Here is a 24,955-nt window from a genome sequence, read left to right as displayed (position 1 = left end):
GGAACTGTGGTGATTAGGTCGGAACAATGGGCAAAGGTACACTTATAGCCCAATAATTTGTAACCGTTTACATATATAAAAGTGTTCATCCATGATCTGTGAAGGGAGTGATGCTTCATGTAATTGGAATTCGAACAGGCAGCCGAGAGGTGTTGCTCACAGGGGGAATCCCAAGTTGTTTTATTTTGACAATAAGATACAAGGTTTTGGCATGTTCATCACTCATGCATAAGGAGCTGACCTGATGTTAACGAAGAGGAAAGACAGAGCAAGAGGATTCAGCGGTTTCAAAGCCATAATGACTTTTCTGCTCGGAACATTGCTTCTATTGACCATGGTATTCCCGAATACAGCCAGAGCAGCGACAAGTGTCTATACGATATCCGCCTTTACGAACACAAGTGAGTCCAATATGTATATCTACGAATCCTATAATGCGACACACTATGGTTTGCTAAAAGGGCCAGCCTATACACCTCCGGCCGATCTGATCCGCGATCCCAGCATCATGAAGCACACAGATGGTCTATATTACGTCGTCTACACCACGAACTGGTCAGGTAACACGGTCGGTATCGCCTCTAGCCCGGATAAAGTGAACTGGACGTTTGTCCGTAACATTACATTATCCACACCTACCACAATCGCACACACCTGGGCACCAGAATGGTTCAAAGACAGCAACGGCAGTCTGAACATTATCGTGTCCCTTTCCCCAGGCAACTATGAGAATTTCAAACCTTATGTCATCACCGCTTCAGGCAGCAATCTGACGTCTACCTCATGGTCCGCGCCTACTGAACTGGCAGGCATTGCTCCCAATTATATCGATACCTTTATCGTGAAGACAGGATCAACCTACCATGCTTTTACCAAGAACGAGACCACTAAATACATTGAATATGCGACATCTACCTCGCTGAGCGGTCCTTATACCTTTAAAGGCACAGGGGACTGGGCAGGTTGGGGCTCTTGGGTTGAAGGTCCGGCGCTTGTTCAGTTGGATAATGGTTCATGGCGAATCTACTTTGATGGCTATGCGACACAAAAATATTATTACAGCGACTCTGCTGACGGTTTCCAGACCTGGGGTGCCAAGCAGGAGATTGCGGGTCTTACCGGACTCGTCCGGCATATGACCGTATTGAAAGAGTCCGGACAGCCGGGTGATATCCGCAAGTTGGAATCATTCAATGTGCCGGGCAGCTTCATTCGTCATTACAACTATCAGGCAAGAATTGATACGAGTGTTAGTCCTGTGGAGGATGCACAGTTCCGCATCGTTCCGGGTCTGGCGAATGCAACAGGCATTTCATTTGAGTCTATGAATTATCCCGGTTATTTCCTGCGCAATAATAATGGCAACATTACACTGGTGAAAAATGACGGCAGCGCTACGTTTCGAAATGATGCCACGTTCAAGCGTGTAAATGGACTTGCTAACGCCAGTTGGACATCGTATGCCTCGTTTAGTAATCCAAACCTGTACCTGAGACATTATAATAATGTGCTGAAATTGGAAGCTGTCGTTACTGCACTCGATAAGTCAGACGCGACCTTCCGAGAGGTTGCACAATAATTGGTGTTCGTGTTTAAGAAGATATAAATAAGTTAAACTATTTACACGATAACGGAGAGGTCAGAAATAACTTGAAGAAGCGAAGCGTGCGCCTTTATCCCCGGATTTTCCCTTTTAAAGAATAATAAAAAAATCTGGGGATAACAGCGATCGGAAAGTTATTCTGACATCGGAGTGCAAGTGTAAATTCATAAGGAGTGAAGCGGATGAAGTGGTTAAAACGAATGAGCTCGTTGCTGCTGGCAGGAAGTCTGCTAACAGGGAGTTTGAATTTGGGCACAGAGGTATCTGCCGCAGGAGCCTACACGGCTGTTGCCGATCCATCGAAGCAATATCAGACGATGGAAGGCTGGGGAACATCTCTCGCATGGTGGGGCAAGGTGGTTGGAGAATATTCCAATCGTGATGAGTATGTGGAGAAAATGTTCAACGCAAATACCGGACTTGGTCTGAACATCCTGAGGTACAACATTGGAGGCGGGGATAATCCATCATCCAATATCCTTGAATATCGCAAAGCCGTTCCTGGCTATCAGTCTTCTCCCAGCGTGTATGACTGGAATGCAGATGCGAACCAGCGTTATATGCTGCAAGCTGCCAAAGCTCAAGGCGTGAATGTCATCGAAGCCTTTGCGAATTCCGCACCTTACTGGATGACGATCAGTGGTGGTGTGTCCGGTGCGGCCAATGGAGGGAACAACCTTAAACCCGATTATTATGATGATTTTGCGGATTACCTAACCGAGGTTGTGAAGCATTTTCGGGATAACTGGGGGATCACATTCGATAGCGTAACTCCACTGAATGAACCGATCTCGACGTGGTGGAAGCAGGGAAATGACCAGGAGGGCATGCACTTTGACCGGGCGGAGCAGAACACGATTCTGAGTCAATTACAAGCTTCGTTGAATGCAAAGGGCCTGTCCACAAAGTTGAGCGCACCGGAAGAATATAGTATCGATGATACCAATGTATCATTCAACAGCTACAGCACCGCGGTGAAATCAGCAATCAGTCAGATCAACACACACACGTATGGCGGAAGTAATCGAACTGCTTTGCGCAACACCGCGACGTCTGCGGGCAAACATCTGTGGACCTCTGAATATGGGGACGGGGATGCAAGTGGACTTACGATGTCACGTACCATCCTCAAGGATATTCGTAATATGGGCGCGAGTGCGTGGGTGTATTGGCAAGCCGTGGATAGTGCAGAAGGATGGGGCTTCTTCAAGAATGTGCTGAACAATACGCAAACGACCAGCTACACCGTGAACCAAAAATATTATGTCATGGGCAATTACAGCAAATTTATTCGTCCCGGATACAAGATTATCGGCATGAGTGATGCCAATACCCTTGCGGCCTATGATACAGCTTCCGGCAAAGTCGTGCTGGTCACAACCAATTCGGAGTCGACGGATACAGCGGTAACGTATGATCTCAGTCGTTTTAATAACACAGGCACGTCTGCTCAAGTATATCGGACCTCTTCAACAGAGAAGTTGCAGCAACTGACCAATATTTCGGTACAAAATAAAACCTTTACCGCTACAGCCAAGGCCAACTCGGTCACAACCTATGTCATTTCCGGTGCATCTTATAATGGCAGCACAGGATATGAAGCCGGGGCCATCTACAAATTAATCAACCGTAACAGTGGACTTGCACTCGATGTGAACGCTGCTTCTACTACAGGTGGAGCAACGATCATTCAGTGGAATGATAATGGAGCAGCCAACCAGCAATGGAAGCTGGAATCTACAGGCAACGGATATTACAAAATCCGCAATGTGGGCAGTGGCCTTTTGCTGGATGTGAATTCGAGTTCTACACAAGGCGGAGCCTCTTTGATCCAGTGGCAGGATAACGGGGGCAACAATCAGCAATGGCTACCGATTGATGTGGGAGGATATGTGGTACTTGCGAATCGAAACAGTGGCCTGACGGTTGATATCAATCAAGGGTCTCTGACCGCCGGTGCCTCCACCATTCAATGGGCCGACAATGGCGGAGCCAATCAGCAATGGAGCCTTGTCAAAGTTAATTAGTGTGAGTGATTCTTAATTAACATTCTTACGTGTCCTTCTTTCTTGGAGGTGCAGTGCTCTAAGCAACACTGCACCCTCTAAGAAAGTAGCTATTTTATACGTACATAGGTTCATTCAAAGGGCTGGTACTTAACGAAAACGTGATAATGCAAACCTTCCAATATCCTGATCCGTATGTCCTGTTTGCACCAAGTCGGCTAGAATTTGCCCAATGGCACTTGCGAACTTGAAGCCGTGACCGGAGAAACCACCTGCGAGCCACACACGTTCATGGGCAGGGTGCCGGTCGATAATAAAGTCTTCATCCGAAGTGAATTCATACTTGCACACACTACCACGTTTCAATGCTCCAGCTGCCTGGGGCATATGAAGTTCGAGCAGCCTGCGCAGATCCCCCTCGTCCGTTTCTTCCGTACCAAAAGGAGCCATTGTACTTCCTGGTGTCCACACCTGGCCCGTATCATGACGACCCATCTTCAGTCCTGTTCCGCCAATGCTTGGAAATCCATAATATGTACCTTCTTTTCCTGCCAGTGTAAAACCGGGGAAGTATGCCTCGCCGTATAAGGCTTCTGGTGCATTAAACCATCCAACCGTTTTACGCACTGCCTGAATGGGGAGATCCACGAAAGGTTTCAATGTCTGAAACCAGGCGCCAGCGCTCAGGATGATTTGATTCGCGTGGTATGTCTCGCCACTTGAAGTCTGAACTGTCACGGAATGTGGTTCGTATTCGATATGCTCCACACGAGTGTGAGTTAACAAGGTGGCACCTTGATCCTCACCTGCCTTGCGAAAGGCACGTATGCAGCGTTCACTATACAAATAACCCGCATCAGGCTCATACATACCCTCGTAATGTTCAGGTACTGTAATACCTGGCCAGCGTTTCATCACCTCGGCTGCATGTAACGTTTCATACCGAATGCCTGCATCATCTGCATGGCTCAATCGGTTGTGGAAGGAATGAATCTCCGGATCAACCACATTCAATACACCAGAAGGAACAAACAGTTGGTCGCCAGTTGTTTCCTCTAGTTCGTGCCATAACTCCTGTGCAAGCATTGCCATGGCAATATAGTCAGGCCCACCACTGTACACATGGCGCATTAGTCTTGTATCTCCGTGATGGCTTCCTTCCGTGTGCGGAGGATCAAAGGCATCTATTAGTAAAGTTTTACATCCACTGCGCGCTAGATAATAACCCGCACTCATGCCCATGGAGCCGGCTCCAACGATAATAACGTCATATGATTTTGTGGTCATGGTTCCGCCTCCTAGTCTATTTCCAATGTTAATCTCTAAAGCATAATGTAGTCTCCCCACTTTTAATAGTCAATAGAACAGCTTATAGAGAAGAGAGAGATGTTAATAGAACATATTAATAGTAAAATGATTTCTACTATGAATGCTGCAAAGGAGACCTCGTATGAGTGAGCAATTTACGTTTGACCTGTTTCCCCTAATCGAGACCGAACGATTCATCCTCCGGTCGGCAGAGGCTAGGGACAGCCAAGATCTGTTGGCGTTATATTCGGATGAAGCTGTGGTCCAATATATGCCATTCACTCCCTTTGAATCCCTTGAGGATGCACAGGGTGAGATGAATTGGTATGCGAAGATTTTCAAGGAACATACGGGTTTACGCTGGATGATTGAAGACCGTGAAACTCGTAAAGTGATCGGAACCTGTGGGTTCTTGAACTACGAAGATGTACATAACCGTGCAGAGATTGGATACGACTTGTGTTCCTCTTTCTGGGGCCGCGGTGTTATGACGGAAGTGGCCGATGCTGTGCTGCATTTTGGATTCACGAGCATGCAACTCAACAAGATCGAAGCGAAGGTTGAACCGGAGAACGAGTCGTCAATCCGCCTGCTGCACAAGCTTGGTTTTCAACAAGAGGGTGTACTGAGGCAGCATGAGTTTGAGAAAGGCAGATATATTGACCTTGCGGTGTTCTCCAAGTTACGAAGTGAAATATAGGCAAGCTAGCCCACAAGGATTCCAATGACTCCATCTCATTCCAGAGCCGTAAGGCTTGTCCCTCTGAATGAGCCCGTGCTATATTGGAGAGATGTGAGGAGATGAGGATATGAAGCTGGTGTCCTGGAATGTGAATGGCTTAAGGGCATGTGTGACCAAAGGATTCATGGATTATTATCAAGAGAGTCAGGCGGACATTTTCTGCCTTCAGGAGACCAAATTGCAAGCCGGACAGATTGAGATGGACCTGGGGGAAGATGTTTATCAATATTGGAATTATGCGATCAAAAAAGGTTATTCCGGCACGGCTATATTTAGCCGCATCAAGCCGTTGTCCGTTCGTTACGGGATGGAGGAAGACAGTGAACCGGAAGGTCGGATGATTACACTGGAGTATGATGATTTTTATCTGGTGAACGTCTATACACCTAACGCGAAGCGCGATCTGACCCGGCTTCCTTATCGTCTGGAATGGGAGGACCGATTCCGGGGATATGTCCTGCAATTGGAGCAGACTAAGCCGGTTATCGTCTGTGGTGACCTGAATGTGGCTCATCAGGAGATTGATCTGAAGAATCCGAAGCCCAATCTGGGCAATTCCGGATTTACGCTTGAAGAGCGTGGCAAGATGACCGATTTGCTTGCTTCTGGTTATGTGGACAGCTTCCGTCATCTATATCCGGATCGTACGGATGTATACAGCTGGTGGTCTTATATGCCGAAGGTTCGAGAACGGAACGTGGGCTGGCGCATTGATTATTTTCTCGTATCCAATCAATTGGCACCTAAGGTGGCAGATGCGCATATCGACTGCCATGTGATGGGCAGTGATCATTGCCCGGTGGGTCTCACATTGGAACTGTAAAGGCATAGATGAACTGCAAGTTTCCTTAATCGGAGATTTGCAGTTTTTTTACGTCACAGGTAGGGGAGGGAGACTGGACTTTGGTTGGGGAAAGGACTGGACTCGGGATTGTTTCAATTCGGCTATTTCTTGGGTACGATTGAAGCATACATATATAGATGAACCTTTGGGGTAAGGGGTAGAGAAGATGAAGAAGGGGTTACGGAAAGGGTTGAAAGTGCTGGGAGGCATAATGCTCGCCGCAGGGCTTTTGCTGCTGACGGGAACGGCGTATGAGGCTTATCAATCCACGCAGGATATGAAGTCCTATCCCCCGCCAGGCAAGTATTATGAAGTGAGTGGTCGCAACATGCATCTCTACACTGCTGGCAAAGGAGAGGTAACGGTGGTATTTGCCTCAGGCTGGGGTACGCCCAATCCGTATGTGGATTTCAGTCCGCTATATGACAAGTTGAAATCACAGGTGAAAATTGCGGTATATGATCGGTTCGGGTATGGATACAGCGATTATACGGATGAACCTCGTGATGTCGACACCATCTCGGAAGAGATTCACCAATTGCTGCGAACATCCGGTCAACGTCCACCTTACATCATGGTCGGTCACTCCATGGGTGCGCTGGAGACACTGCGGTTTGCACAAAGGTATCCTGATGAGGTGGCAGGCATGGTCATGATCGATGGTGGCAGCCCAGAGTATTACAGTCGTACGGACCTGGATACACCAGAATGGATGATGGATTGGTCCCGTTTTCTGGTGAAAACAGGCATCGCACGAACGTTGCTGCACTCGGATCGCATGATGGCATCTCTGGTCATTGACCCGAAACTGGTAACGGAAACGATGAAAAAGGCCATCACGATATCCACGCTGAGACATGCGTACAATGACAATGTCATGGATGAGGTTCGGAATTCCAGAACGAATGCAGCGTGTGTGCTTGAGAACAAAACGAAGTTCGACTTCCCCTTGACAATCCTGACAGCCGGTTCGGAGGAGTCGGATGAGGACAGTCAGGCATGGCAGACCGATCAAACGGATTTTGCTTCATGGTCAAGACACGGAACACAGCTGACGGTTCCACACGCGAAACACAGTATCCACAAAAGTCAGCCGGATATTGTCGTCGCCGAGATCATGAAATTAGTGACACCGTCCAGTGACCTATGAGTAACATGATTCCGCAAACACATGATGAACAGGATGAGGAGGAGGGATGGATGAAAAAGATTAGAGTTGTCACCCGATTCCTGTCCATACTCGTAGCCAGTTGTCTATTGTCATTGAGTGTATTATCTGTATCTGTCATATGGGTCAAGAATAACGTCGATGCGGTGCCCGTTATCCAGACGTACGAACGTGAGTAGCATATTAAACTAAGAAGAAGGAGTGATTATTGATGATGAAGAAAAAGAAGGTTTTAATGGCTTGTGCGGCATTGGCGATGGTAGTGGCCTTAAGTGCTTGCAGTAGCGCGGCTGACGAACCGACAGGTGATACTGAGAAGGTGGATACCGAAGTTTCCTCCGGAACTGGTGAACAAGCCACGAATGAAGGAACGAGCGAAGCAACAACAAGTGGAGTGACCGAGACGGAGGGTACGACTGCGCCAGCCGACTCAGATTCAGATAGCAGTGAGCAAGCCGCTGCTGGAAACAGTGAGTTACCAGAGAACTTGCCAAGTGACTTCCCCCTACCGGAAGATGCAACGATTCGTTTAGCTAACTCCGGTGAGAATGAAGGCAAGCAATCAGCCATGGTGATTTTCTCCACTGAACAAGATATGAAAACCGTATCCCAACTGTATAAAGATTACTTTAACGCCAAAAAGTTAACGGATGCAGGTCAGACGATCGATGACAAAAATATTATTATTCAGGGAACCGACCCGGAGACGCAGGATGTCTGGTCCCTAATTGGTGGAACATTGGCGGGGCAGGAAGGCGTCATTGAACTGACGTTGACCTGGACAGAATCTTAAGCAGAAGAATAGGTGCATTGTTCTTACCCACTTTCTATCTACCAATAATAACGAATGAACGCCATAATACCTTGCATACGGAGCCGCATTATTGCTGCACCGCTGTAAGGTATTTTTTATTCGAACTGGAAACCTGACAAGTTACATGGTATGTTATATCATTATACAAGAAGTAATAGACAACTATAGAAGAAGACAGGAGAGGATTGAACATGATTAGAGTGGGTATTGTTGGTTACGGTAACTTGGGTAAAGGTGTAGAGAAAGCCATTTCCCAGAACGAGGATCTGGAACTGATTGCTGTGTTTACACGTCGTAATCCGGAGCAGATGGTCGCTGAAAGCACAGAAGTACGTTTTGAGCATATCTCTGCAGCGGAGCAATACATAGGCAAGGTTGATGTTATGATCCTCTGTGGTGGTTCTGCAACCGACCTTCCAGAGCAGACACCAGCCATCGCCAAGTTGTTCAATACGGTAGATAGCTTCGATACACATGCTAAGATTCCTGAATTCTACAAGGAAGTTAATGCTGCGGCAGAGCAAGGCGGTCACGTAAGTGTCATTTCCACAGGTTGGGACCCAGGTTTGTTCTCCATGAACCGTCTGCTTGCACAGTCTATCCTGCCAGAAGGAAAAGAGTACACGTTCTGGGGCAAAGGTGTGAGCCAAGGTCACTCGGATGCTATTCGTCGTGTTCCAGGCGTTAAGGCGGGCGTACAGTATACTGTACCTGTTGAAGAGGTGATCAATCGCATTCGTGCAGGGGAGACACCAGAGCTGTCTACACGTGAGAAGCATCTGCGTCAATGTTATGTGGTAGCAGAAGATGGTGCTAATCAAGATGAGATCCGTGAGACGATTGTGTCGATGCCTAACTATTTTGCAGATTACGATACAACAGTAACGTTCATTAGCGAAGAAGAATTGAAATCCGAGCATGAAGGTATGCCGCATGGTGGATTTGTGATTCGCAGTGGGGTTACAGGTGCCGGTCAAAAGCAAATTATTGAATTCGGTCTGAAACTCGACAGCAATCCTGAATTTACAGCAAGCGTACTTGTGGCGTATGCGAGAGCAGCGCAACGCTTGAGCGTGGAAGGACATAAGGGAGCGAAAACGGTATTTGATATTCCGCTCGGTCACTTGTCTCCGAAATCGGCTGAAGATCTTCGCCGCGACTTGTTATAATTCTGATTCATTCCTGTGATTTGTATAACAAACAGCTCGTCCTTGGATATATAGGACGAGCTGTTTTTTTTCTGTATACGTTTCATACATTCGTATGAATTAGCAAGGTACATTGCTGGTTATATTCCTGCTCATGCTCTTGCGGAAATGGCACCCTACACCCAGTGTGAGGGAATGTTAAGATGATCCGGCAACTTGGTATTCACATTACCTTTGGCTGCATTAATCTGCGATTGCGTCAGGAAGATGCCACCTCTCAGGTCTGCATCGCCCAGATCCGTATCCCGCAAGTCTGCGCCAATCCAATCCGCATTTCGTGTATCTGCATTTCGGAGGTCGGCCGCGATCATTAAAGCCCCCCGGAAGCTTGCGCCCCGCAGGTCAGCCCCTTTTAAATTGGCACCAAAAAAGTCACTTCCGGTACGTTTTTTACTCTTCTTCGACTTACCTTGTCCATGAGCGGTGGGTGGCACATTCGCACGTACCATCTCACTTGCCTGGACCAAGAGTTGATTCACACTGGACCGATAATTGGCGATGTCCAGACGGAGGAGTGCCGCAGGCTCCAGATTGCTCAAGCGCTCAATCTCCTCATATAACTCACCAAATGCCGAGTGAAGGGATGACGTTTCCGGTCTCATCATCATTTCCTTCATATAACTGAGCAACTCGTGAAGTTGTCGCAAGGCAGGCAGACAATCGAACATCTCGTTTGCAGACTCTGGATGATCACGCCAATCTTTGCCCGCGTAGGTCACTTGGGACAGCTTCTGTCCAGCTCCGAAACAGTCGTATACCGTGCAACCTTTGAACCCTTTCTGCCGAAGCTGGGTATGGATACCGCAGCGATTGTCCGTGCGCAGATTGGGACAGGGGGTGCCGCTGGCCTTGTCAAAAGCAAAGTCCGATGACTTGCCATAGGGCAAGGCAACACAGCACAGGCCAAAACATTGCTCGCAGTCTGCGCTCAGATGCGGACTCGCCGTGCTGGCAAATGGTTGGTTAGACAATGTAAACACTTCCTTATAATAGTACACATAGATGAAATTACGTCAGTACCACTTTACCATTGCCCTGGGATTAGATCAATTGATGATAAGGAAAAAGGACGTTTCCCAAATTACATGGGAACGCCCTTTTATCGTGGAGAATCCTTTCTTTATCAGGAATTTCTCCATACTATTCTGTATTTAAATTAAACTACACCTTGAGCAATCATGGAATCGGCTACCTTAAGGAAACCGGCGATGTTCGCTCCGGCTACGAGGTTGCCTTCACAGCCATATTCTTCAGCAGCTTCTACACAGCTGGTGTAGATGTTCTTCATGATGTCATGCAGCTTCGCGTCTACTTCTTCAAATGACCAGGACAACCGCATGCTGTTCTGTGACATTTCAAGAGCAGACACGGCTACACCGCCGGCATTCGCCGCTTTGGCTGGACCGAACAGTACGCCTGCACCGTGGAAGACGTCAATGGCAGCCAGGGTGGAAGGCATATTCGCACCTTCGCCAATGGCTTTTACGCCACCTTTGACCAGAAGGGCCGCAGCTTCTTCATCGATCTCGTTTTGTGTCGCACACGGAAGAGCAATATCACAAGGAATAGACCAGATGCCTTCACAGCCTTCGGTAAATGTAGCATGCGGATGTTCTTTAACGTATTCGCTGATGCGCAGACGATCAACCTCTTTCAGACGTTTCACGGTATCCAGGTTGATGCCTTGTGGATCGTGTATGTAGCCACCTGAGTCACTACACGCCACGACTGTAGCTCCAAGCTCCTGTGCCTTCTGTATGGCATAGATGGATACATTACCTGAGCCAGAGACAACGACTGTGCTGTCCTTGAAGCTGAGCCCTTTGGATTGCAGCATCTCCTTCACGAAGTACACACAGCCGAAGCCAGTCGCTTCTTTACGTGCCAAGCTTCCTCCGTACAGCAGACCTTTACCTGTCAAAACGCCTGCCTCATGCCCGCCATGGATACGTTTGTATTGGCCGAACATGTAACCGATTTCCCTTGCGCCTACACCAATGTCACCTGCGGGTACATCGGTATCGGAACCAATATATTTGTACAGCTCTGTCATGAAGCTTTGCGTGAAACGCATCACTTCCAGATCTGATTTTCCTTTGGGATCGAAGTCAGAACCACCTTTACCACCACCAATAGGCAGTCCGGTCAACGCATTTTTGAAAATCTGTTCGAAGCCGAGGAACTTGATGATGCCCGAGTATACGGAAGGGTGGAAGCGAAGTCCGCCTTTGTACGGACCAATGGCACTGTTGAACTGTACCCGGAATCCACGGTTAACCTGAACTTTGCCCTGATCATCTACCCATGGGACACGGAATGTGATTACACGTTCGGGTTCGACAAGCTGTTCCAGCAGACTATGGTTCTTATATTTGGGATGTGCTTCAATGACAGGAATAAGGGAATCCAGGATTTCTTTGACAGCCTGATGGAACTCGTCTTCGTGCGGATTTCTCGCGACAACCGACTCATAGACGGAATGAACATATTCTGCGGCAGTAACTTGAGCTGACTCTGTAGTTTCTTTTGTTATCGTGGACACTTTTTCAATGCACTCCTTTATTGTGTTAAAGTCTGTAGATGCTTATTTGCATAAATTGCATAAAAGTTTGTAGTTAAATATACAGGAAAGCAAATAAAAATACGAGATGGAAATCCATAAAATGTTTTTTATGCAGTAATTAAAATGTTCTATGGATCTACCATCTGATGTGAAGAATGAAGTTATCAAATGGAAGATATGACCACTAATAAGAATAAAACAGCAAGTTAGCCGAATATACTGGATTAATATATTAGTTTTGGTAAGATGGTAAGAAGGTCTCGTATTCAGGGGGCTTTTAACAATACAAAGGAGGAAAACAAGATGATGAAGAGAAACATGCCAATCAACATGGAGAACAAGGCTTGTATAGGGGGTGAAATCTATTATGAACCATAGGACTTCCCGCCAAAATTGCAGAGAGAAGCTGGTAAGCCAGCTATTTACATTGGGTGAAGAGAAAAGAACATTTCTCGACGCCTATTTCGACGCGCGTGATCCGGAGCGAATACAGTTGGAAAAACAGCTGCTGGCGTATACGCACTATGTGGAAAAACTGCTCCTCGGTCCTGATGAAGATCTGGACTCGGCTGTATTGATCGGTAGCCATATTGATTTTGAATACATCGATTTTCATACGTCCGATTCGTTCATGATTGTCATGCCAGATGATACGGACCCGGATGAGGGTCGTATTTCCTTCCTCTCCCCGGTAGGGAGTCAATTACTGCTTGGCAGTAAGGGCGAAGTACGGTCCGTTCATACGCCATCAGGCTCGATGAGGATACGCATCACGGGAATTGAGCTGAAGAGCGAAACCCTGAACGGGTTGGCCTTAGGGGGTGCAGATCATGCACTTTAAAGAGACGGATTTACCCGGGATTGGACGTAAATACTGGCTGCATACCCGCAGTGGTGAGCACCTGGTCATTGTGATTCATAACGACGAGCGACGTGACCTGTTCCATATGGAGTCAGGGGATACGCCTGAAGAGCTGGGTGATATGGTATCTCTGGTTACCTTGGACGATGATGAAGCCCGTGCGGTTGCCGCTATCGTTGGTGGTATGACCTACAAACCTCAGTTTCAGAATGAACGTGAAGTGATGCTTGAAGGGCTTTTAATTGAATGGCTCCGAATTGAGCCTCACGCGGTAAGCATAGGCATGACGATTGGGGAACTGGATATTCGGCAGGCTACGGGGGCCGTTATTCTGGCTGTTGTGACGAAGGACAGGGAAAAGCAATTTAATCCCGGTCCGGATTACATTTTTACCGCTGGAGCTACAGTTGTGGTCGCCGGTGAACGGAATCAGATCAAACAGCTCAAACAATTGTTGACTGATGGACGGACTTAGCCTATGGATATGCTCATATTCGAAGTGGGAATTGCCGTTGCGCTGATTACACTTACGGGGCTGATATCTTCACGATTACGTTTTTCGGTCATTCCTTTCTATATACTGATTGGTATGGCTGTAGGACCACATGCACCACAGATCGGGATTGTGGATTTACGTTTTATCGAAAGTTCGACCTTTATTGAATTTATGGGCAGACTTGGCATTTTGTTTTTGTTATTTTATCTGGGTCTGGAATTCTCCGTCTCCCGTTTATTAAAGTCTGGCAAAGCCATTCTGACCGGGGGCATGTTCTATGTAGGCCTTAATTTTGTCTCAGGACTGTTGCTGGGCTGGTTCATGAATCTGCCGCTCCAGGAGACACTCGTTGTCTGTGGGATTATGACCAGTTCTTCTACAGCCATCGTGGCTAAAGTGCTCGTAGATCTGAAACGCACAGCGAACCCGGAGACAGAGATTATCATGGGTATGATCATGTTTGATGATTTGTTCATCGCGATTCATATCTCGATTCTGACCGGACTTGTGCTCAGCGGGGCAACTTCATTCTTGAGCGTTCTGCTGGTATCCCTGTCTGCGTTGCTGTTCATCGTGCTCTTCCTGATCATCGGCAGGAAAAGCATCAAATATATTGATAAGGCACTGAACATTAAGTCTTCAGAGTTGTTTCTGTTAACTGTCATGACACTGCTCTTCCTGGTGGCAGGTTTCTCGGAGACACTTCATGTAGCCGAAGCAATCGGGGCTTTGATGATGGGACTGGTGCTGGGCGAATCAAGACACGTCAGTCGAATTGAGCATCAGATCATGCCTTTCAAAGATTTTTTTGGTGCGATTTTCTTCTTCAGCTTTGGCCTGACCATTGAGCCGTCATCACTTGGCGGAGCTGTGGGCATGACGATTATTGCTGTTATTCTGACGATCGCCAGTAACTATGGTGCAGGCATGATTGCTGGCAGATTGGCTGGAATGAGTCCAAAGGCCTCATTGAATGTGGGCTTTACCTTGGTCTCCCGGGGCGAATTCTCCATTATCATGGCGAACATCGGCAAGGCCGGAGGACTGATGGCGTCCATCCAATCGTTTGCCGTATTATATGTGTTAATTCTGGCTGTGCTGGGACCTATCCTGACGAAAGAATCTCCGCGGATCTATGCTCAGTATGAGCGTCTAAGGAAGCGGATGAAACGAAGGGAAACGGGTTAGTCAAACACTGGCTGTCCTTAGACAGATCGGGAATTCTGACCGTAGTGTTTAATAGGGCGTCACACCTTTTGGAGAGAGAAATCACTCCACGGTGTGGCGTTTTTTTATTGGGAATCGACCCATTACAACCTTGTTATAATACTCATTCCACCAATTTATGGTATGTATCCATATCTTGTGCGTGGTCGTGAATGTTCAATTCCTGAGGCAGGACTTTGGATGTGATTTGGTAGAAATGGATTGAAAATAAACAGTTATTATGTAAAATAATGCTATATTCAAATCTAGTAGTTGAACTAACTATTTACACGAGAATGGACGAGGAGGAATAGTTGATGAACAAGAAAAGTAGATTTCAACGGTTAAAATGGGCCGGTACAGGGTTATTGCTCAGTCTCGTATTATTTGCTTTACCTGCATCTGCTGCATGGAATGATACATATCAGGGTTACGCGACGTATACGGGCTCAGGCTACTCGGGAGGTGCGGTGTTGCTTGATCCCATCCCGGCGGACATGAAGATTACCGCACTCAATCCGTTCCAGCTCAATTATAATGGCGTCAAAGCTGCATTGGCGGGGGCCTATCTTGAAGTACAGGGACCTAAAGGCAAAACAACCGTCTATGTAACAGACCTCTATCCAGAGGGTGCTAGTGGAGCGCTGGATCTCTCGCCGAATGCTTTTAACCTGATCGGTGACCCCAAGGCAGGCAAAATCAATATCAGCTGGAAAGTGGTCAAAGCTCCAATTCAAGGCAACGTCTCCTATCGGATCAAGGAAGGCAGCAGTCAGTGGTGGGCAGCCATTCAGGTCCGCAATCATAAGTATCCGGTGCTGAAGTTTGAAGTGAAACAAAAGGATGGTACGTGGCTCAATCTTGAAAAGCAAGACTATAATCATTTCCTCGGAACTGGACTGGGCAAAGAAAAACTGAACGTTCGTATTACCGATATTCGCGGTCAGGTATTAAATGACACGATCCCGGCTCTACCTAATGATGGATCGGGTAGTGCGTATATCGTACCGGGCAATGTACAGTTTCCCGATTGACAGATATACGAAGGTGTTATAAAAAGAAGTATGGTCATAGACGGTTTATAACGAAAAGTCGTACATTGTACGGCTTTTTTGGTATACGAAAAGAGGAGAATATACCGCATGAAGAAAAGTTTGCCTTCCTATCGGACAACACATCCCTATTGGAAGCAGTATCAGGATTTTTTCCCGGAAGAAGTCCGACTGGATGAATATACAGCTCCTGAAGAAGAATGGTGGGAATCAAATGGGGTTCATCTACATATTGATCGATTACCTGCGCCTGAGTCTTCGATCAAAATTTTGTTTATACACGGTGCGGGAGGCAATGGCAGGTTGCTCGCTCCGTATGCCCGCATGTTGCAGCGACATGGATACGAGGTGGTATCGCCAGATCTTCCGCCGTATGGGTTAAGTTATGCAATGTCTGGTACACGTATCAACTACGAACTATGGATAGAGCTGCTTGTTTCACTCATTGAAAGGGAATATAAGAAAGACGGCAAGTCAATCGTCGTATTGGGAAGCAGCATCGGAGGCATGCTTGCCTATCACACGAGTGCTCGCAGCAAGCGCGTTAAGGGTTTGATCGCAACTACATTTGTAGACACCAGTAATCCGGAAATGCGCGATCAGCTCGCGCCGAATCGTCTGGTGAGCCGTGTGGGAAAACGTATAATGGATCTGTTTCCTGCTCTACTAGATCATGTACGTATTTCGGTCAAGCAGGTATCCCGGATGCAACTGATTACCAATAACCAGGACTTAACCCGGCTTATTATGAATGATCCACAAGCGGCAGCCACACGTATTCCGTTGGAACTATTAAGGACATTCCTTAATAAAAAACCGGAGGTAAGCCCGGAACAGTTCAGCCAGTGTCCGGTCCTGTTGGTTCACCCTGAACTGGACCCCATGACACCGATCCGGTTCAGCCAATCTTTTTTTGATCGTCTGGTGGTGGACAAGGAATGTGTGATCTTGGAGGGTTCAGGCCATTTCCCGATAGAGCAACCAGGGCTGAAGCAATTGGAGGCGGCGGTATTACGATTTTTACAACAGATTCAAGGATGACCAGCCTTGAAATTCCTTCGTATAGATAGTTTTTATATGGTGAGTATGGAAAACACCTCCCACTAAGGGAGGTGAATTAGGATATTTTTGATATGAACTGCGCTACCTCCAACCTGAATCTGTGTGATTTCATTGGAATTGTCCAAAGTTAATCTGGCTCGGATCTCAGAGGGGCGGTTCATGGTATACCCTTGTCTGATCGTGTACGTGTGAAGATGAGGATCTGTAAGCTGGTTGTACTGGGATAAATAACAGAGCATTGCACCATTGGATGTGCCCGTCGCGCTCTCTTCCGGTATATCATAAAGCGGTGCAAAATTACGGCATTCTGCCAGAACGTCCTCAGCATCTGATTCGAGTGTAAACACATGATAACCTACGGCATGATGAGCCTTACATATTTCAGTGATACGCTGGAAGTCAGGGTCGATTTTGGTCAGAACATCAGTATCTTTAACGGCTATCAGGATATCGGGTAGTCCGGTAGATACGATCTGTACAGGTAGTTCGGCATTCAGATCCGCCATAGAAATACGTAACGAATCGGCAATCTGCTGTCGATCCACGATCTTCCCAAACTCCGGCAGCGTCTGAGACAGATAGACTTCTCCATTGACTTCGATAACAACCTCAAGAATTCCCGCCAGTGTCTCCAATGTGTATGTACCAACATCAACGAGCTGTTGTGTCTTCATTAGATAAAATAAAGCAATTGTTGCATGTCCACATAGATCCACTTCATCACTTGGGGTGAAGTAACGTACTTTGAAGTCAGCCTGATCCGACGGCATAACAAATGCTGTCTCTGAAAAACCGACTTGTCTGGCAATCTCCTGCATCTGGGAATCAGATAAATGCGCTGCTTGTAGAACAACGCCTGCGGGGTTTCCGCCAAGAACCTTGTCCGAAAATGAATGTAATGTACTGACTTCTACTTCCATCGTGTTACCTCGCTTGTTTAGTTATTGGGTAAAGGTTAAACCTAATCGATAATCGACATTATATCATGGTTCTTGAACTGAAATGTGAGCACCACCTTCTTTGAATTCTTGAATGAATAGGTCAAGTGATCGCCGGGAAAGGGTAATGAAGGGAGAGAGCATAACGATAATCCAATGGAAAGGCTGGGATCTCTAATGAAAGCAATTGTGATTGAGGAATTTGGTGGAGCGGAACAATTGAAGGAACAGGAAGTAGCCAAGCCGGCGTGTGGAGTGAATCAGGTGCTAATTCGAACGCATGCCACGTCGGTAAACCCGGTGGACTTCAAAATCAGACAAGGCGATATGAAAGAGGCAGCGGAGAATTTTCCGTTGATTTTGGGCGGCGATGTTGCTGGCACGGTGGCTGAAGTTGGCTCGAATGTCATCAGGTTCAGAGAAGGTGATCGGGTGTTTGCGCGTCCTCGTCAATTCGGAACCTATGCAGAATATGTTGCTGTCGATGCGGATATTATTGCCCGTATACCGGAGAAACTGAGTTTCGAGGAAGCAGCAGCGATCCCGCTGGCGGCGATGACGGCATGGCAGGCCCTCGTGGATCACGGACGTTTAGGCAAAGGGCAGAAGGTACTCATTCATGCTGGTGCAGGTGGTGTGGGAACGTATGCCATTCAGATTGCCAAGTCCCTCGGCGCTGAAGTGGCTTCCACGGCGAGTGAATCAAACGAAGCGTTGCTTCGTTCGTTGGGTGTGGATCATTTTATCAATTATAAAAAAGAAGATTTCTCGGAGATTCTCTCCGGTTATGATGTTGTCCTTGATACGATGGGCGGCGATATTCAGCGCGACAGCTTCAAGGTGTTGAAGTCTGGTGGCCATCTGGTATCCTTGGTGGAACAACCGGATGAGAAGCTTGCCAAAGAGGCCGGGGTAACGGCCAACGTCTTCATGATGGAGCCCAAAGGGGATCAACTGGATCAGTTGGCTGAACTGGCTGCGGAAGGCAAGCTCAAATCGATTATTGATGGAACGTATCCGCTAACTCAACAGGGAGTAAGGGAAGCACATGAGAAGAGTGAAACCCATCATACCCGAGGGAAACTTGTTATTCAGGTGCAATAGAATTCATTAACTCGTAGAAGTATGTTGGCTGATGAGTCTGATATAGATTGTACCAGGCCTGTAATGTTTCTGGTGCAAAGACATTCAACAGCTTCAACACATGCATTGTAAATTCTAACGGAGCTATTCCAGATGCAGTAACTAGATTTCCATCGGTTACTGCAGGCTCCGTTTCATAATATGTTTCTCCAGTATAGTTAGGACATATCATCTTCAGGTATTCTAAATCATTGCTTGTATGCTGTCTGGAGTCCAGTAACCCCATTTTTGCAAGTCCAACGGTGGCACCGCAAATCGCCGCAATAACCGTACCCTCTTCTATAGAGGTAGCAACTTTTTTCAATAGGGGATCATGGATGGTGTCCATCCAGGTGTTTCCTCCTGGAAGAATGATGACGTCGTCACCTTTCAATGTACATTCATCAATAGAAATATGAGGAAGGATGTTCAATCCCCCCATGGAAGTTACCGGATGTTTATCTACACCTACGGTTATGACCTGTAAAGGCTCAATACCTTTCCTGAAATACCTTCCCGAGTTAAGTTCAGCAGTTAAATAACCTACCTCCCAGTCTGCCATCGTATCAAATACATATAGATATACGTTCTTCGTTTGCATCATACATGCTCCTTTTGTTTTCATGATTGAATGGATTACTCTTGTATTATAAATTAACTTCACTGACAACTACGGTCAGTGAAGTTTATAAATTTGATAATTAACAGATATGCCAATAGAAAAAGTGAGATTGGGACATAACCCTGCCAACCAATATAGGGACTTCTCCCCAATTGTAGTGGAATAAGATATAATAGGAGAAATTTATTCCATTCTGTGCATGAGGTGATTAGGATGTCCAACGAACTCATTCAAGCCATTCAGTTGTTAAAAGAAAAGAAGTGGGTGGATCTGACCCATACATTTGGACCAGACTCTCCACATTTTTCAGCATTTGAAGCAGCACAATTCGATACATTGTTTGATCACAATCAAGGTTTCTTTGCCCAGAGCTTCAAGTTCCCGGGTCAATACGGGACACATCTCGATGCGCCGATTCACTTCGTTCGGAATACCAGGTATCTGGATGAATTAGGTTTGAAGGAGCTTGTATTGCCACTTGTGGTCATTGACCAGTCCGCTGAAGTGCAGAACAATCCGGATTTCACACTGGATGTGGAGCACATTCTTGAATTTGAAAGAGAGCATGGTGTGATTGAGGCTGGAAGCTTCGTAGCCTTACATACCGACTGGAGCAAACGTTGGCCCAGCCATGAAGCATTTGATAACAAGGATGATAAGGGCAACAGTCATGCACCTGGATGGTCGGTTAGTGCGCTCATGTTTTTATTTGAGGAAAGAAAGGTACAAGCCATTGGTCACGAAACCTTTGACACGGATTCAGCGGTAGATTATCAGAAGAATGGAGCACTTCTGGCAGAATATTATGTACTTGCTCAGGATACATACCAGGTCGAGCTGTTAACAAACCTGGATCAGGTGCCGGCCAAGGGCGCTGTTATTTTCAATATTGTACCCAAAGCGGAAAAAGCTTCTGGTTTTCCAGTCCGGTCTTTTGCCATTTTGCCGTAAAACTAGCTAGATCAAAAGCTGAAATAGATAAATCCGGCACAGAACTCAGAATGATACTCAAGCAGACAGCCGGCTAAATAGTCGGCTGTCTTTCAACTAACGGGCAGAATAGTTGAAAAAGGTATTTTAATTTAAACCTCGAATATTTAATGTAATCGGATAGCTAAAAATTTGATGATAAACAGGACTTAGATACGATGATATAAGGTTTCGGAGGAGTATTTTGGAGAACTAAGAATCTTGAAGTTATAAAAAAGGTACAGTCTTTATCGAGAATGACAGTTATTTTCCAACAGAACAACAAGTGATGTTAAATTTCCAAGTACATAATCTAAACCAGACTATGAAGCATCTTGAACAGATTAGTGTACTTCTTGCAAAGAAAAAAGAGATTAGTGAATTTGGAAAGTTTATTTTGAATGAAGTTTCTGAAGGTCGACTGGTCGAGCTTTGGGAGAAATAACGGCATTAATTTTAAGATTAGAACAGGTATTCCATAATTTATATTATATATAAGGGGTAAGTGTATGCAGATTAGAGCTTTTCAAGAGTCCGATAAAGATTTCATTGTAAGTCTGGCTTTACGATTTATGGACTTTGAGCTGATGAGCTGGCGTGATCCAGACAAAATGGAAGAATCACAGCTCAGCCTAGCCCAAGAATCAGTAGACAATCTTTCTCCTGGTACGGAGATTTTTGTGGCGGAAGATGAAACAGGAGAGCTACTGGGTTTCCTTGAAGTACAGCCGCATAAAGATAAATTGAACGATATAGAACAAGGCTATATTGTGGCGATTGCGGTTTCTCCACAAGGAGAAGGAAAAGGGGTCGGCAAGGGACTCATGACCAAAGCAGAAGAGTGGTCAAGGCAAAAAGGCTATCGACAGCTTATACTGAATGTCTTTAACAATAACCTTCGTGCCGTAAATTTCTATAAGCATTTAAATTATGAAATTGAAGTTGTGAAGATGGTAAAAGAGCTATAGAGACCCTTACTTATAAGTTAACGAGAAACGTTAGTTCATAAAGCACGGGGCAGACTGCAGGTTGGCAGGCTGCTCTTTTTATCATATAGCTAACTGGCAACAGGTAAGTTAGCTTATCAGGAACCAAGTCCAGCTAGGATTAGACCTATGGGAAGCATTAATGTGTATTTTGGCAAAATTATTGGTTAAGTCACAAAACTAACAAAGTCTAAATAATTCAAATATGTAAATAGCAAGGGAGGCGTATTCCGCCTCCTTTTTATGTTGTTACTTTTGATCCGAGTAGGGATCTTGATTAAATCTTTGAGAGATTTTCTTCTCTGTTTTCTTACGCCGTATCCAGCGCTTGAGCATGCCTTCTTCTTTGCGTTCTTGCAGTGTTTCCTTCAAGCCTTGAATCATGAATTCCGATCTTCGTCTGTCATCCCGACTAATCTCGCGTAATTCCTTAATAAATTTGTCGTCCATATCTGCCTCTCGCTTATTCAGGATAATCTCATTATACCGAACGTACGTTCTTTTATCAAGTTTTTCCATTACGAATGATTTTCGAGATCAATTTAGTGAAAAGAAGCACAGGAACAATACGCGGCATGTGTGAGAATGGTACTAGAGGGTTTGAGCATAATCCTCCATATATGAGGTTGAGAAACGAGAGAACGGAAGGAGCCATTCATGATGAAGCAGCGTATAGGCAGATCGTGGTTACTCATGTTGATGCATGGAATGCTGGGGATTGGGGCGATTGTTGGAGGCGTCATTTTAATCATAGACCCATCCGGAAGTATGGTGAATTTGCCCGCATCTTTGTTGGGGAATTCCCCGTTTGCCAGTTTTTTGTTCCCGGGGATCATCCTATTGCTGGTACTTGGCGTGATGCCCATAATGATTGCTATCTCGCTCTTCCGCTACATTCATTGGGGGCTGGGTGAGAGACTGAATCTCTATTCTGACCGCTATTGGGCTTGGGCCTTTTCCTTGTATACGGGGTTTGCTCTCATCATCTGGATTATGGCACAGGTGTACTGGATTCAGGATGTCTCTCTCATTCACTTGGTCTATTTTGCATGGGGAGTGGGTATTCAGGTTGTGACCTTATTGCCTGGCATACAGCAGAAATACTCGAAAACAACAGCTCTATAATGATATACAAAACGGCTGCTATCAGGATCAACTACATGATCCTGATAGCAGCTATTTACTATTGGCACCGAAATAATGCATGTTTTCGTACTTCCCACTAGTTTCTTGAACTGAAAAGGATTCTGACAAATCATATTGACAAAAAAGGACCATGCTCGCATACTTACGTAATACACTTTATAAAGTATATTTATTAACTATAAGAATAGTCACATGTGATAAGTATCGCAAAATCATAATCCGCATGAAACAGGGAGGTGAGCATGGATGGTCTACGTTATTATGGCAGTTATAATATGGGCAGGTACTTATGCAAGTATGGCCTTGTCAAAGCAACCGATGGAAGTGAAACCTGTGAAGTCGATGGATGATTTGTTTGAGTGAACAAGGCAGCTCTGCCGATTTCGATCCTTTGCCAGCACGATGGAACTCATGTGTTCGAGTAAGGGAGTATGTTATGATATGGAGTAAAATTACATGCATACCATTGCTTTGGCTCAAATGAACCAGAGTAGAAACGAGAGGGTTATGAAAAAAGCCAACGCTACAATGATGAAATACATCAATTTGAATAATGTGCGTGAAGTCATGCAGCAGATGGAAACGGCGACCAAACCGCAATTAGCTTCACTAACCAATCTTAGTGTTGTTACCATTAATGCGCTGATTCAGGAATTATGTGATGGCGGAGAGTTGTTCCAGGATAAAGTGGTTCCCTCTAACGGCGGTCGTCCTGCTCAGGCATATCGATATAATTATAACTTCAAGCTTGCTTTGGTTCTTTACATCAAAGAGATGAAAGGCCATGAGTTGATTTCGGCAACGGTCATGAATCTGGAGAATAAGGTTGTGTTGAAGGAAGAGAGCATCTTGCCTGCTTTTGATAAACAGCATATGCTGCAACTTATCGCACGTTTCATTAAGGAGTATCCCTCCATTGATATGATCGGTATCGGTATTCCGGGGCAAGCCGTGGATGGGGACATCACGGTGAGCAGTCATGAAGAGCTTATCCATTCACATCTGATACGGGAGATCGAGAGCGAGTTCCAACTGAAGGTTCTCGTGGAGAATGATGTGAATGCAGCAATTAGCGGATACTGTGCACAGCATGCGGATATGAAGCAACAGAGTGTAGCAGGAATTTATTTTCCGAACCGATACCCGCCGGGTATGGGCATGATGTTGAATGGACAGATGATCCGTGGGAAAAACGGGATGTTTGGTGAGATCAAGTATCTTCCTTATTCACCTGATTGGCACCGTGACATGAGCAAAGATGATTTTGTAGTGAACGTATGTCACATCTTGCAAACGATTAATGCCGTCGTTGCCCCGCACCAGATTGTCATTTATCAGGAACGGGTGGAGAGAGAAGAGCTGGATTTGGCGTGGAAACAGTACGGGAAGGATCACCCCATGCCGTCGTTGCCCGAGATTGTACATCAGGACTCGTTCCAACATGATTTCGATGCTGGGTTACGAGGAATGGTGCTTCAGGCGTTGAAGTCAGGCATTCTATCAGAAGCCTTATAAGCTAACCCTTGTAGAGGAGGATTCATGATGCGTGAAGAAGAGAGAATCATGAAGGGCGTGTTGTTCAGTCCAAGTGATCCGGAATTAAAGGCCATCAAAAGGCGAGCACATAATCTCAGTCAGCGTTACAGCCAGACCTTTGAAGAACAGACTGAGGAGAGGAATCAGATATTGCAACAGTTACTGGGAGGGATTGGAGAAGGCGGATTCATGCAAGGCCCCATCTTCTTTCATTATGGTGTGCATACCCGGATAGGTCATCACTTCTTCGGTAATTACAATCTGACGATACAAGATGACGCTCAAGTGACGATCGGGGACTATACCAGTTTTGGACCCAACGTTACGATTGTTACCCCCATTCATCCCATGATTGCCAGCGAGCGGAGACAGATGGTGGACCAGAACGGTGATGTGAAGTCACTATGTTATGCCAAACCTGTCACGATTGGTAATGATGTATGGATCTCGGCAAACGTCACAGTGTGCGGAGGCGCAACGATTGGAGACGGCTGTGTGATCGGAGCAGGTAGTGTGGTGACTCGTGATATTCCACCGCATTCTTTTGCGGCAGGCGTACCGTGCAGAGTTATTCGCAAAATTACTGAAGCGGACAGCATGCGAAATTACCCCGATGTTCTGGCCGATTGCCGTGTGCTGGAAGAATAAAAACGGCTGCCATCAGGATCAAATACATGATCCTGGTGACAGCCGTTTTTTGTT

At 46.1% G+C, this 24,955-nt stretch carries 25 protein-coding genes and 1 pseudogene; 20 read left to right on the top strand and 6 right to left on the bottom strand.

What is annotated here, in order from left to right; all coding sequences use genetic code 11:
- Positions 1-244: 244 nt before the first annotated feature.
- Positions 245-1,579 (top strand): glycoside hydrolase family 43 protein, encoded by a 1,335-nt coding sequence (locus MHI06_RS22065; protein WP_340399117.1) that lies wholly within the window; start codon positions 245-247, stop codon positions 1,577-1,579.
- Positions 1,580-1,785: 206 nt separating this feature from the next.
- Positions 1,786-3,630, top strand: a complete 1,845-nt coding sequence (locus tag MHI06_RS22060) for an RICIN domain-containing protein (protein WP_340399116.1) — start codon at positions 1,786-1,788, stop codon at positions 3,628-3,630.
- A gap of 129 nt (positions 3,631-3,759) precedes the next feature.
- Here MHI06_RS22060 and solA read toward each other — a convergent pair whose 3' ends face one another.
- Positions 3,760-4,896, bottom strand: a complete 1,137-nt coding sequence (solA, locus tag MHI06_RS22055) for an N-methyl-L-tryptophan oxidase (RefSeq protein WP_340399115.1) — start codon at positions 4,894-4,896, stop codon at positions 3,760-3,762.
- A 163-nt stretch (positions 4,897-5,059) separates the two neighbouring features.
- Here solA and MHI06_RS22050 point away from each other — a divergent pair, with 163 nt between their 5' ends.
- The 6 genes from MHI06_RS22050 (at position 5,060) to MHI06_RS22025 (ending at position 9,654) form a co-directional block, all read left to right on the top strand.
- Positions 5,060-5,617, top strand: a complete 558-nt coding sequence (locus MHI06_RS22050) for a GNAT family protein (protein ID WP_340399114.1) — start codon at positions 5,060-5,062, stop codon at positions 5,615-5,617.
- 109 nt (positions 5,618-5,726) lie between these two features.
- Positions 5,727-6,482, top strand: coding sequence for an exodeoxyribonuclease III (locus MHI06_RS22045; protein ID WP_340399113.1), 756 nt, complete (start codon positions 5,727-5,729; stop codon positions 6,480-6,482).
- A 187-nt stretch (positions 6,483-6,669) separates the two neighbouring features.
- Positions 6,670-7,653: an alpha/beta hydrolase gene (locus MHI06_RS22040; protein WP_340399112.1), complete on the top strand. Its 984-nt coding sequence runs from the start codon at positions 6,670-6,672 to the stop codon at positions 7,651-7,653.
- Between the two features lie 50 nt (positions 7,654-7,703).
- The gene (locus MHI06_RS22035) at positions 7,704-7,850 is read left to right on the top strand and encodes a hypothetical protein (protein ID WP_169481334.1); all 147 of its coding nucleotides are present in this window, start codon (positions 7,704-7,706) and stop codon (positions 7,848-7,850) included.
- A 32-nt stretch (positions 7,851-7,882) separates the two neighbouring features.
- Complete coding sequence (locus MHI06_RS22030) at positions 7,883-8,464, top strand: hypothetical protein (protein ID WP_340399111.1); 582 nt, start codon at positions 7,883-7,885, stop codon at positions 8,462-8,464.
- A 206-nt stretch (positions 8,465-8,670) separates the two neighbouring features.
- Positions 8,671-9,654, top strand: a complete 984-nt coding sequence (locus MHI06_RS22025; protein ID WP_076318750.1) for a diaminopimelate dehydrogenase — start codon at positions 8,671-8,673, stop codon at positions 9,652-9,654.
- A gap of 155 nt (positions 9,655-9,809) precedes the next feature.
- Here MHI06_RS22025 and MHI06_RS22020 read toward each other — a convergent pair whose 3' ends face one another.
- Together MHI06_RS22020 and gdhA are read right to left on the bottom strand one after the other, a co-directional pair.
- Positions 9,810-10,664, bottom strand: a complete 855-nt coding sequence (locus tag MHI06_RS22020; RefSeq protein ID WP_100529198.1) for a pentapeptide repeat-containing protein — start codon at positions 10,662-10,664, stop codon at positions 9,810-9,812.
- Positions 10,665-10,849: 185 nt separating this feature from the next.
- Positions 10,850-12,226: an NADP-specific glutamate dehydrogenase gene (gene gdhA / locus MHI06_RS22015; RefSeq protein WP_340402167.1), complete on the bottom strand. Its 1,377-nt coding sequence runs from the start codon at positions 12,224-12,226 to the stop codon at positions 10,850-10,852.
- A gap of 397 nt (positions 12,227-12,623) precedes the next feature.
- On the opposite strand from gdhA, the gene MHI06_RS22010 reads away from it, so the two are divergent.
- From MHI06_RS22010 to MHI06_RS21990, 5 genes are all read left to right on the top strand, one after another.
- Positions 12,624-13,097, top strand: coding sequence for a GreA/GreB family elongation factor (locus tag MHI06_RS22010; protein ID WP_340399110.1), 474 nt, complete (start codon positions 12,624-12,626; stop codon positions 13,095-13,097).
- Positions 13,084-13,593, top strand: coding sequence for a cation:proton antiporter regulatory subunit (locus MHI06_RS22005; protein WP_340402166.1), 510 nt, complete (start codon positions 13,084-13,086; stop codon positions 13,591-13,593). Before MHI06_RS22010 ends, MHI06_RS22005 begins: the two co-directional genes overlap by 14 nt.
- 3 nt (positions 13,594-13,596) lie before the next feature.
- Complete coding sequence (locus MHI06_RS22000) at positions 13,597-14,802, top strand: cation:proton antiporter (RefSeq protein WP_145323658.1); 1,206 nt, start codon at positions 13,597-13,599, stop codon at positions 14,800-14,802.
- Positions 14,803-15,137: 335 nt separating this feature from the next.
- Entirely contained in the window at positions 15,138-15,854 is a 717-nt protein-coding gene (locus MHI06_RS21995) for an expansin EXLX1 family cellulose-binding protein (protein WP_340399109.1), read from the top strand.
- 108 nt (positions 15,855-15,962) lie between these two features.
- Positions 15,963-16,913 carry an alpha/beta hydrolase gene (locus MHI06_RS21990; protein ID WP_340399108.1) on the top strand — a complete coding sequence of 317 codons (951 nt, stop codon included), beginning with the start codon at positions 15,963-15,965 and terminating at the stop codon, positions 16,911-16,913.
- A 62-nt stretch (positions 16,914-16,975) separates the two neighbouring features.
- On the opposite strand, the gene MHI06_RS21985 is transcribed toward MHI06_RS21990, so the two are convergent.
- Positions 16,976-17,854 carry a PhzF family phenazine biosynthesis protein gene (locus MHI06_RS21985; RefSeq protein WP_340399107.1) on the bottom strand — a complete coding sequence of 293 codons (879 nt, stop codon included), beginning with the start codon at positions 17,852-17,854 and terminating at the stop codon, positions 16,976-16,978.
- A 195-nt stretch (positions 17,855-18,049) separates the two neighbouring features.
- Between MHI06_RS21985 and MHI06_RS21980 the strand changes: the two genes are divergently transcribed.
- Complete coding sequence (locus tag MHI06_RS21980) at positions 18,050-18,976, top strand: NADP-dependent oxidoreductase (protein ID WP_340399106.1); 927 nt, start codon at positions 18,050-18,052, stop codon at positions 18,974-18,976.
- Here MHI06_RS21980 and MHI06_RS21975 read toward each other — a convergent pair.
- Complete coding sequence (locus MHI06_RS21975) at positions 18,960-19,595, bottom strand: type 1 glutamine amidotransferase family protein (RefSeq protein ID WP_340402165.1); 636 nt, start codon at positions 19,593-19,595, stop codon at positions 18,960-18,962. The genes MHI06_RS21980 and MHI06_RS21975 overlap by 17 nt on opposite strands.
- 234 nt (positions 19,596-19,829) lie before the next feature.
- On the opposite strand from MHI06_RS21975, the gene MHI06_RS21970 reads away from it, so the two are divergent.
- From MHI06_RS21970 to MHI06_RS21960, 3 genes and pseudogenes are all read left to right on the top strand, one after another.
- On the top strand, positions 19,830-20,567 hold the full coding sequence (locus MHI06_RS21970) for a cyclase family protein (RefSeq protein ID WP_340399105.1): 738 nt from the start codon (positions 19,830-19,832) through the stop codon (positions 20,565-20,567).
- Positions 20,568-20,815: 248 nt separating this feature from the next.
- Positions 20,816-21,030: pseudogene (locus tag MHI06_RS21965) on the top strand (hypothetical protein).
- Between the two features lie 64 nt (positions 21,031-21,094).
- Positions 21,095-21,553 (top strand): GNAT family N-acetyltransferase, encoded by a 459-nt coding sequence (locus MHI06_RS21960; protein WP_047843914.1) that lies wholly within the window; start codon positions 21,095-21,097, stop codon positions 21,551-21,553.
- A gap of 267 nt (positions 21,554-21,820) precedes the next feature.
- Here the strand turns inward: MHI06_RS21960 and MHI06_RS21955 are convergent, their stop codons facing one another.
- Entirely contained in the window at positions 21,821-22,021 is a 201-nt protein-coding gene (locus MHI06_RS21955; protein ID WP_264928397.1) for a hypothetical protein, read from the bottom strand.
- A 207-nt stretch (positions 22,022-22,228) separates the two neighbouring features.
- On the opposite strand from MHI06_RS21955, the gene MHI06_RS21950 reads away from it, so the two are divergent.
- The 3 genes from MHI06_RS21950 to MHI06_RS21940 all read left to right on the top strand — a co-directional run bounded on the left by MHI06_RS21950 (position 22,229) and on the right by MHI06_RS21940 (position 24,901).
- Positions 22,229-22,696, top strand: coding sequence for a hypothetical protein (locus tag MHI06_RS21950; protein ID WP_340399104.1), 468 nt, complete (start codon positions 22,229-22,231; stop codon positions 22,694-22,696).
- Between the two features lie 528 nt (positions 22,697-23,224).
- On the top strand, positions 23,225-24,232 hold the full coding sequence (locus tag MHI06_RS21945) for an ROK family protein (RefSeq protein WP_340399103.1): 1,008 nt from the start codon (positions 23,225-23,227) through the stop codon (positions 24,230-24,232).
- Between the two features lie 24 nt (positions 24,233-24,256).
- Positions 24,257-24,901 carry a sugar O-acetyltransferase gene (locus MHI06_RS21940; RefSeq protein ID WP_340399102.1) on the top strand — a complete coding sequence of 215 codons (645 nt, stop codon included), beginning with the start codon at positions 24,257-24,259 and terminating at the stop codon, positions 24,899-24,901.
- Positions 24,902-24,955 lie beyond the last annotated feature (54 nt).

It is taken from the genome of Paenibacillus sp. FSL H8-0079, from assembly GCF_037991315.1.
In the GTDB taxonomy this organism is placed as follows: Bacteria; Bacillota; Bacilli; order Paenibacillales; family Paenibacillaceae; genus Paenibacillus.
Note: the sequence above shows the minus strand (reverse complement) of the source record. Positions and strands in the feature narration are given on the sequence as shown.

Bases quoted from the DNA above. Each gene is read 5' to 3' on its own strand.
- MHI06_RS21990 (WP_340399108.1), top strand. From the start codon at position 15,963: ATGAAGAAAAGTTTGCCTTCCTATCGGACAACACATCCCTATTGGAAG.
- MHI06_RS22050 (WP_340399114.1), top strand. From the start codon at position 5,060: ATGAGTGAGCAATTTACGTTTGACCTGTTTCCCCTAATCGAGACCGAA.
- MHI06_RS21950 (WP_340399104.1), top strand. From the start codon at position 22,229: ATGATGAAGCAGCGTATAGGCAGATCGTGGTTACTCATGTTGATGCAT.
- MHI06_RS21940 (WP_340399102.1), top strand. From the start codon at position 24,257: ATGATGCGTGAAGAAGAGAGAATCATGAAGGGCGTGTTGTTCAGTCCA.
- MHI06_RS21995 (WP_340399109.1), top strand. From the start codon at position 15,138: ATGAACAAGAAAAGTAGATTTCAACGGTTAAAATGGGCCGGTACAGGG.
- MHI06_RS22040 (WP_340399112.1), top strand. From the start codon at position 6,670: ATGAAGAAGGGGTTACGGAAAGGGTTGAAAGTGCTGGGAGGCATAATG.
- MHI06_RS21980 (WP_340399106.1), top strand. From the start codon at position 18,050: ATGAAAGCAATTGTGATTGAGGAATTTGGTGGAGCGGAACAATTGAAG.
- MHI06_RS21960 (WP_047843914.1), top strand. From the start codon at position 21,095: ATGCAGATTAGAGCTTTTCAAGAGTCCGATAAAGATTTCATTGTAAGT.
- MHI06_RS22010 (WP_340399110.1), top strand. From the start codon at position 12,624: ATGAACCATAGGACTTCCCGCCAAAATTGCAGAGAGAAGCTGGTAAGC.
- MHI06_RS21945 (WP_340399103.1), top strand. From the start codon at position 23,225: ATGAAAAAAGCCAACGCTACAATGATGAAATACATCAATTTGAATAAT.
- MHI06_RS22060 (WP_340399116.1), top strand. From the start codon at position 1,786: ATGAAGTGGTTAAAACGAATGAGCTCGTTGCTGCTGGCAGGAAGTCTG.
- MHI06_RS22035 (WP_169481334.1), top strand. From the start codon at position 7,704: ATGAAAAAGATTAGAGTTGTCACCCGATTCCTGTCCATACTCGTAGCC.
- solA (WP_340399115.1), bottom strand. From the start codon at position 4,896: ATGACCACAAAATCATATGACGTTATTATCGTTGGAGCCGGCTCCATG.
- MHI06_RS21985 (WP_340399107.1), bottom strand. From the start codon at position 17,854: ATGGAAGTAGAAGTCAGTACATTACATTCATTTTCGGACAAGGTTCTT.
- MHI06_RS21975 (WP_340402165.1), bottom strand. From the start codon at position 19,595: ATGCAAACGAAGAACGTATATCTATATGTATTTGATACGATGGCAGAC.
- MHI06_RS22065 (WP_340399117.1), top strand. From the start codon at position 245: ATGTTAACGAAGAGGAAAGACAGAGCAAGAGGATTCAGCGGTTTCAAA.
- MHI06_RS21970 (WP_340399105.1), top strand. From the start codon at position 19,830: ATGTCCAACGAACTCATTCAAGCCATTCAGTTGTTAAAAGAAAAGAAG.
- MHI06_RS22000 (WP_145323658.1), top strand. From the start codon at position 13,597: ATGGATATGCTCATATTCGAAGTGGGAATTGCCGTTGCGCTGATTACA.
- MHI06_RS21955 (WP_264928397.1), bottom strand. From the start codon at position 22,021: ATGGACGACAAATTTATTAAGGAATTACGCGAGATTAGTCGGGATGAC.
- MHI06_RS22045 (WP_340399113.1), top strand. From the start codon at position 5,727: ATGAAGCTGGTGTCCTGGAATGTGAATGGCTTAAGGGCATGTGTGACC.
- MHI06_RS22030 (WP_340399111.1), top strand. From the start codon at position 7,883: ATGATGAAGAAAAAGAAGGTTTTAATGGCTTGTGCGGCATTGGCGATG.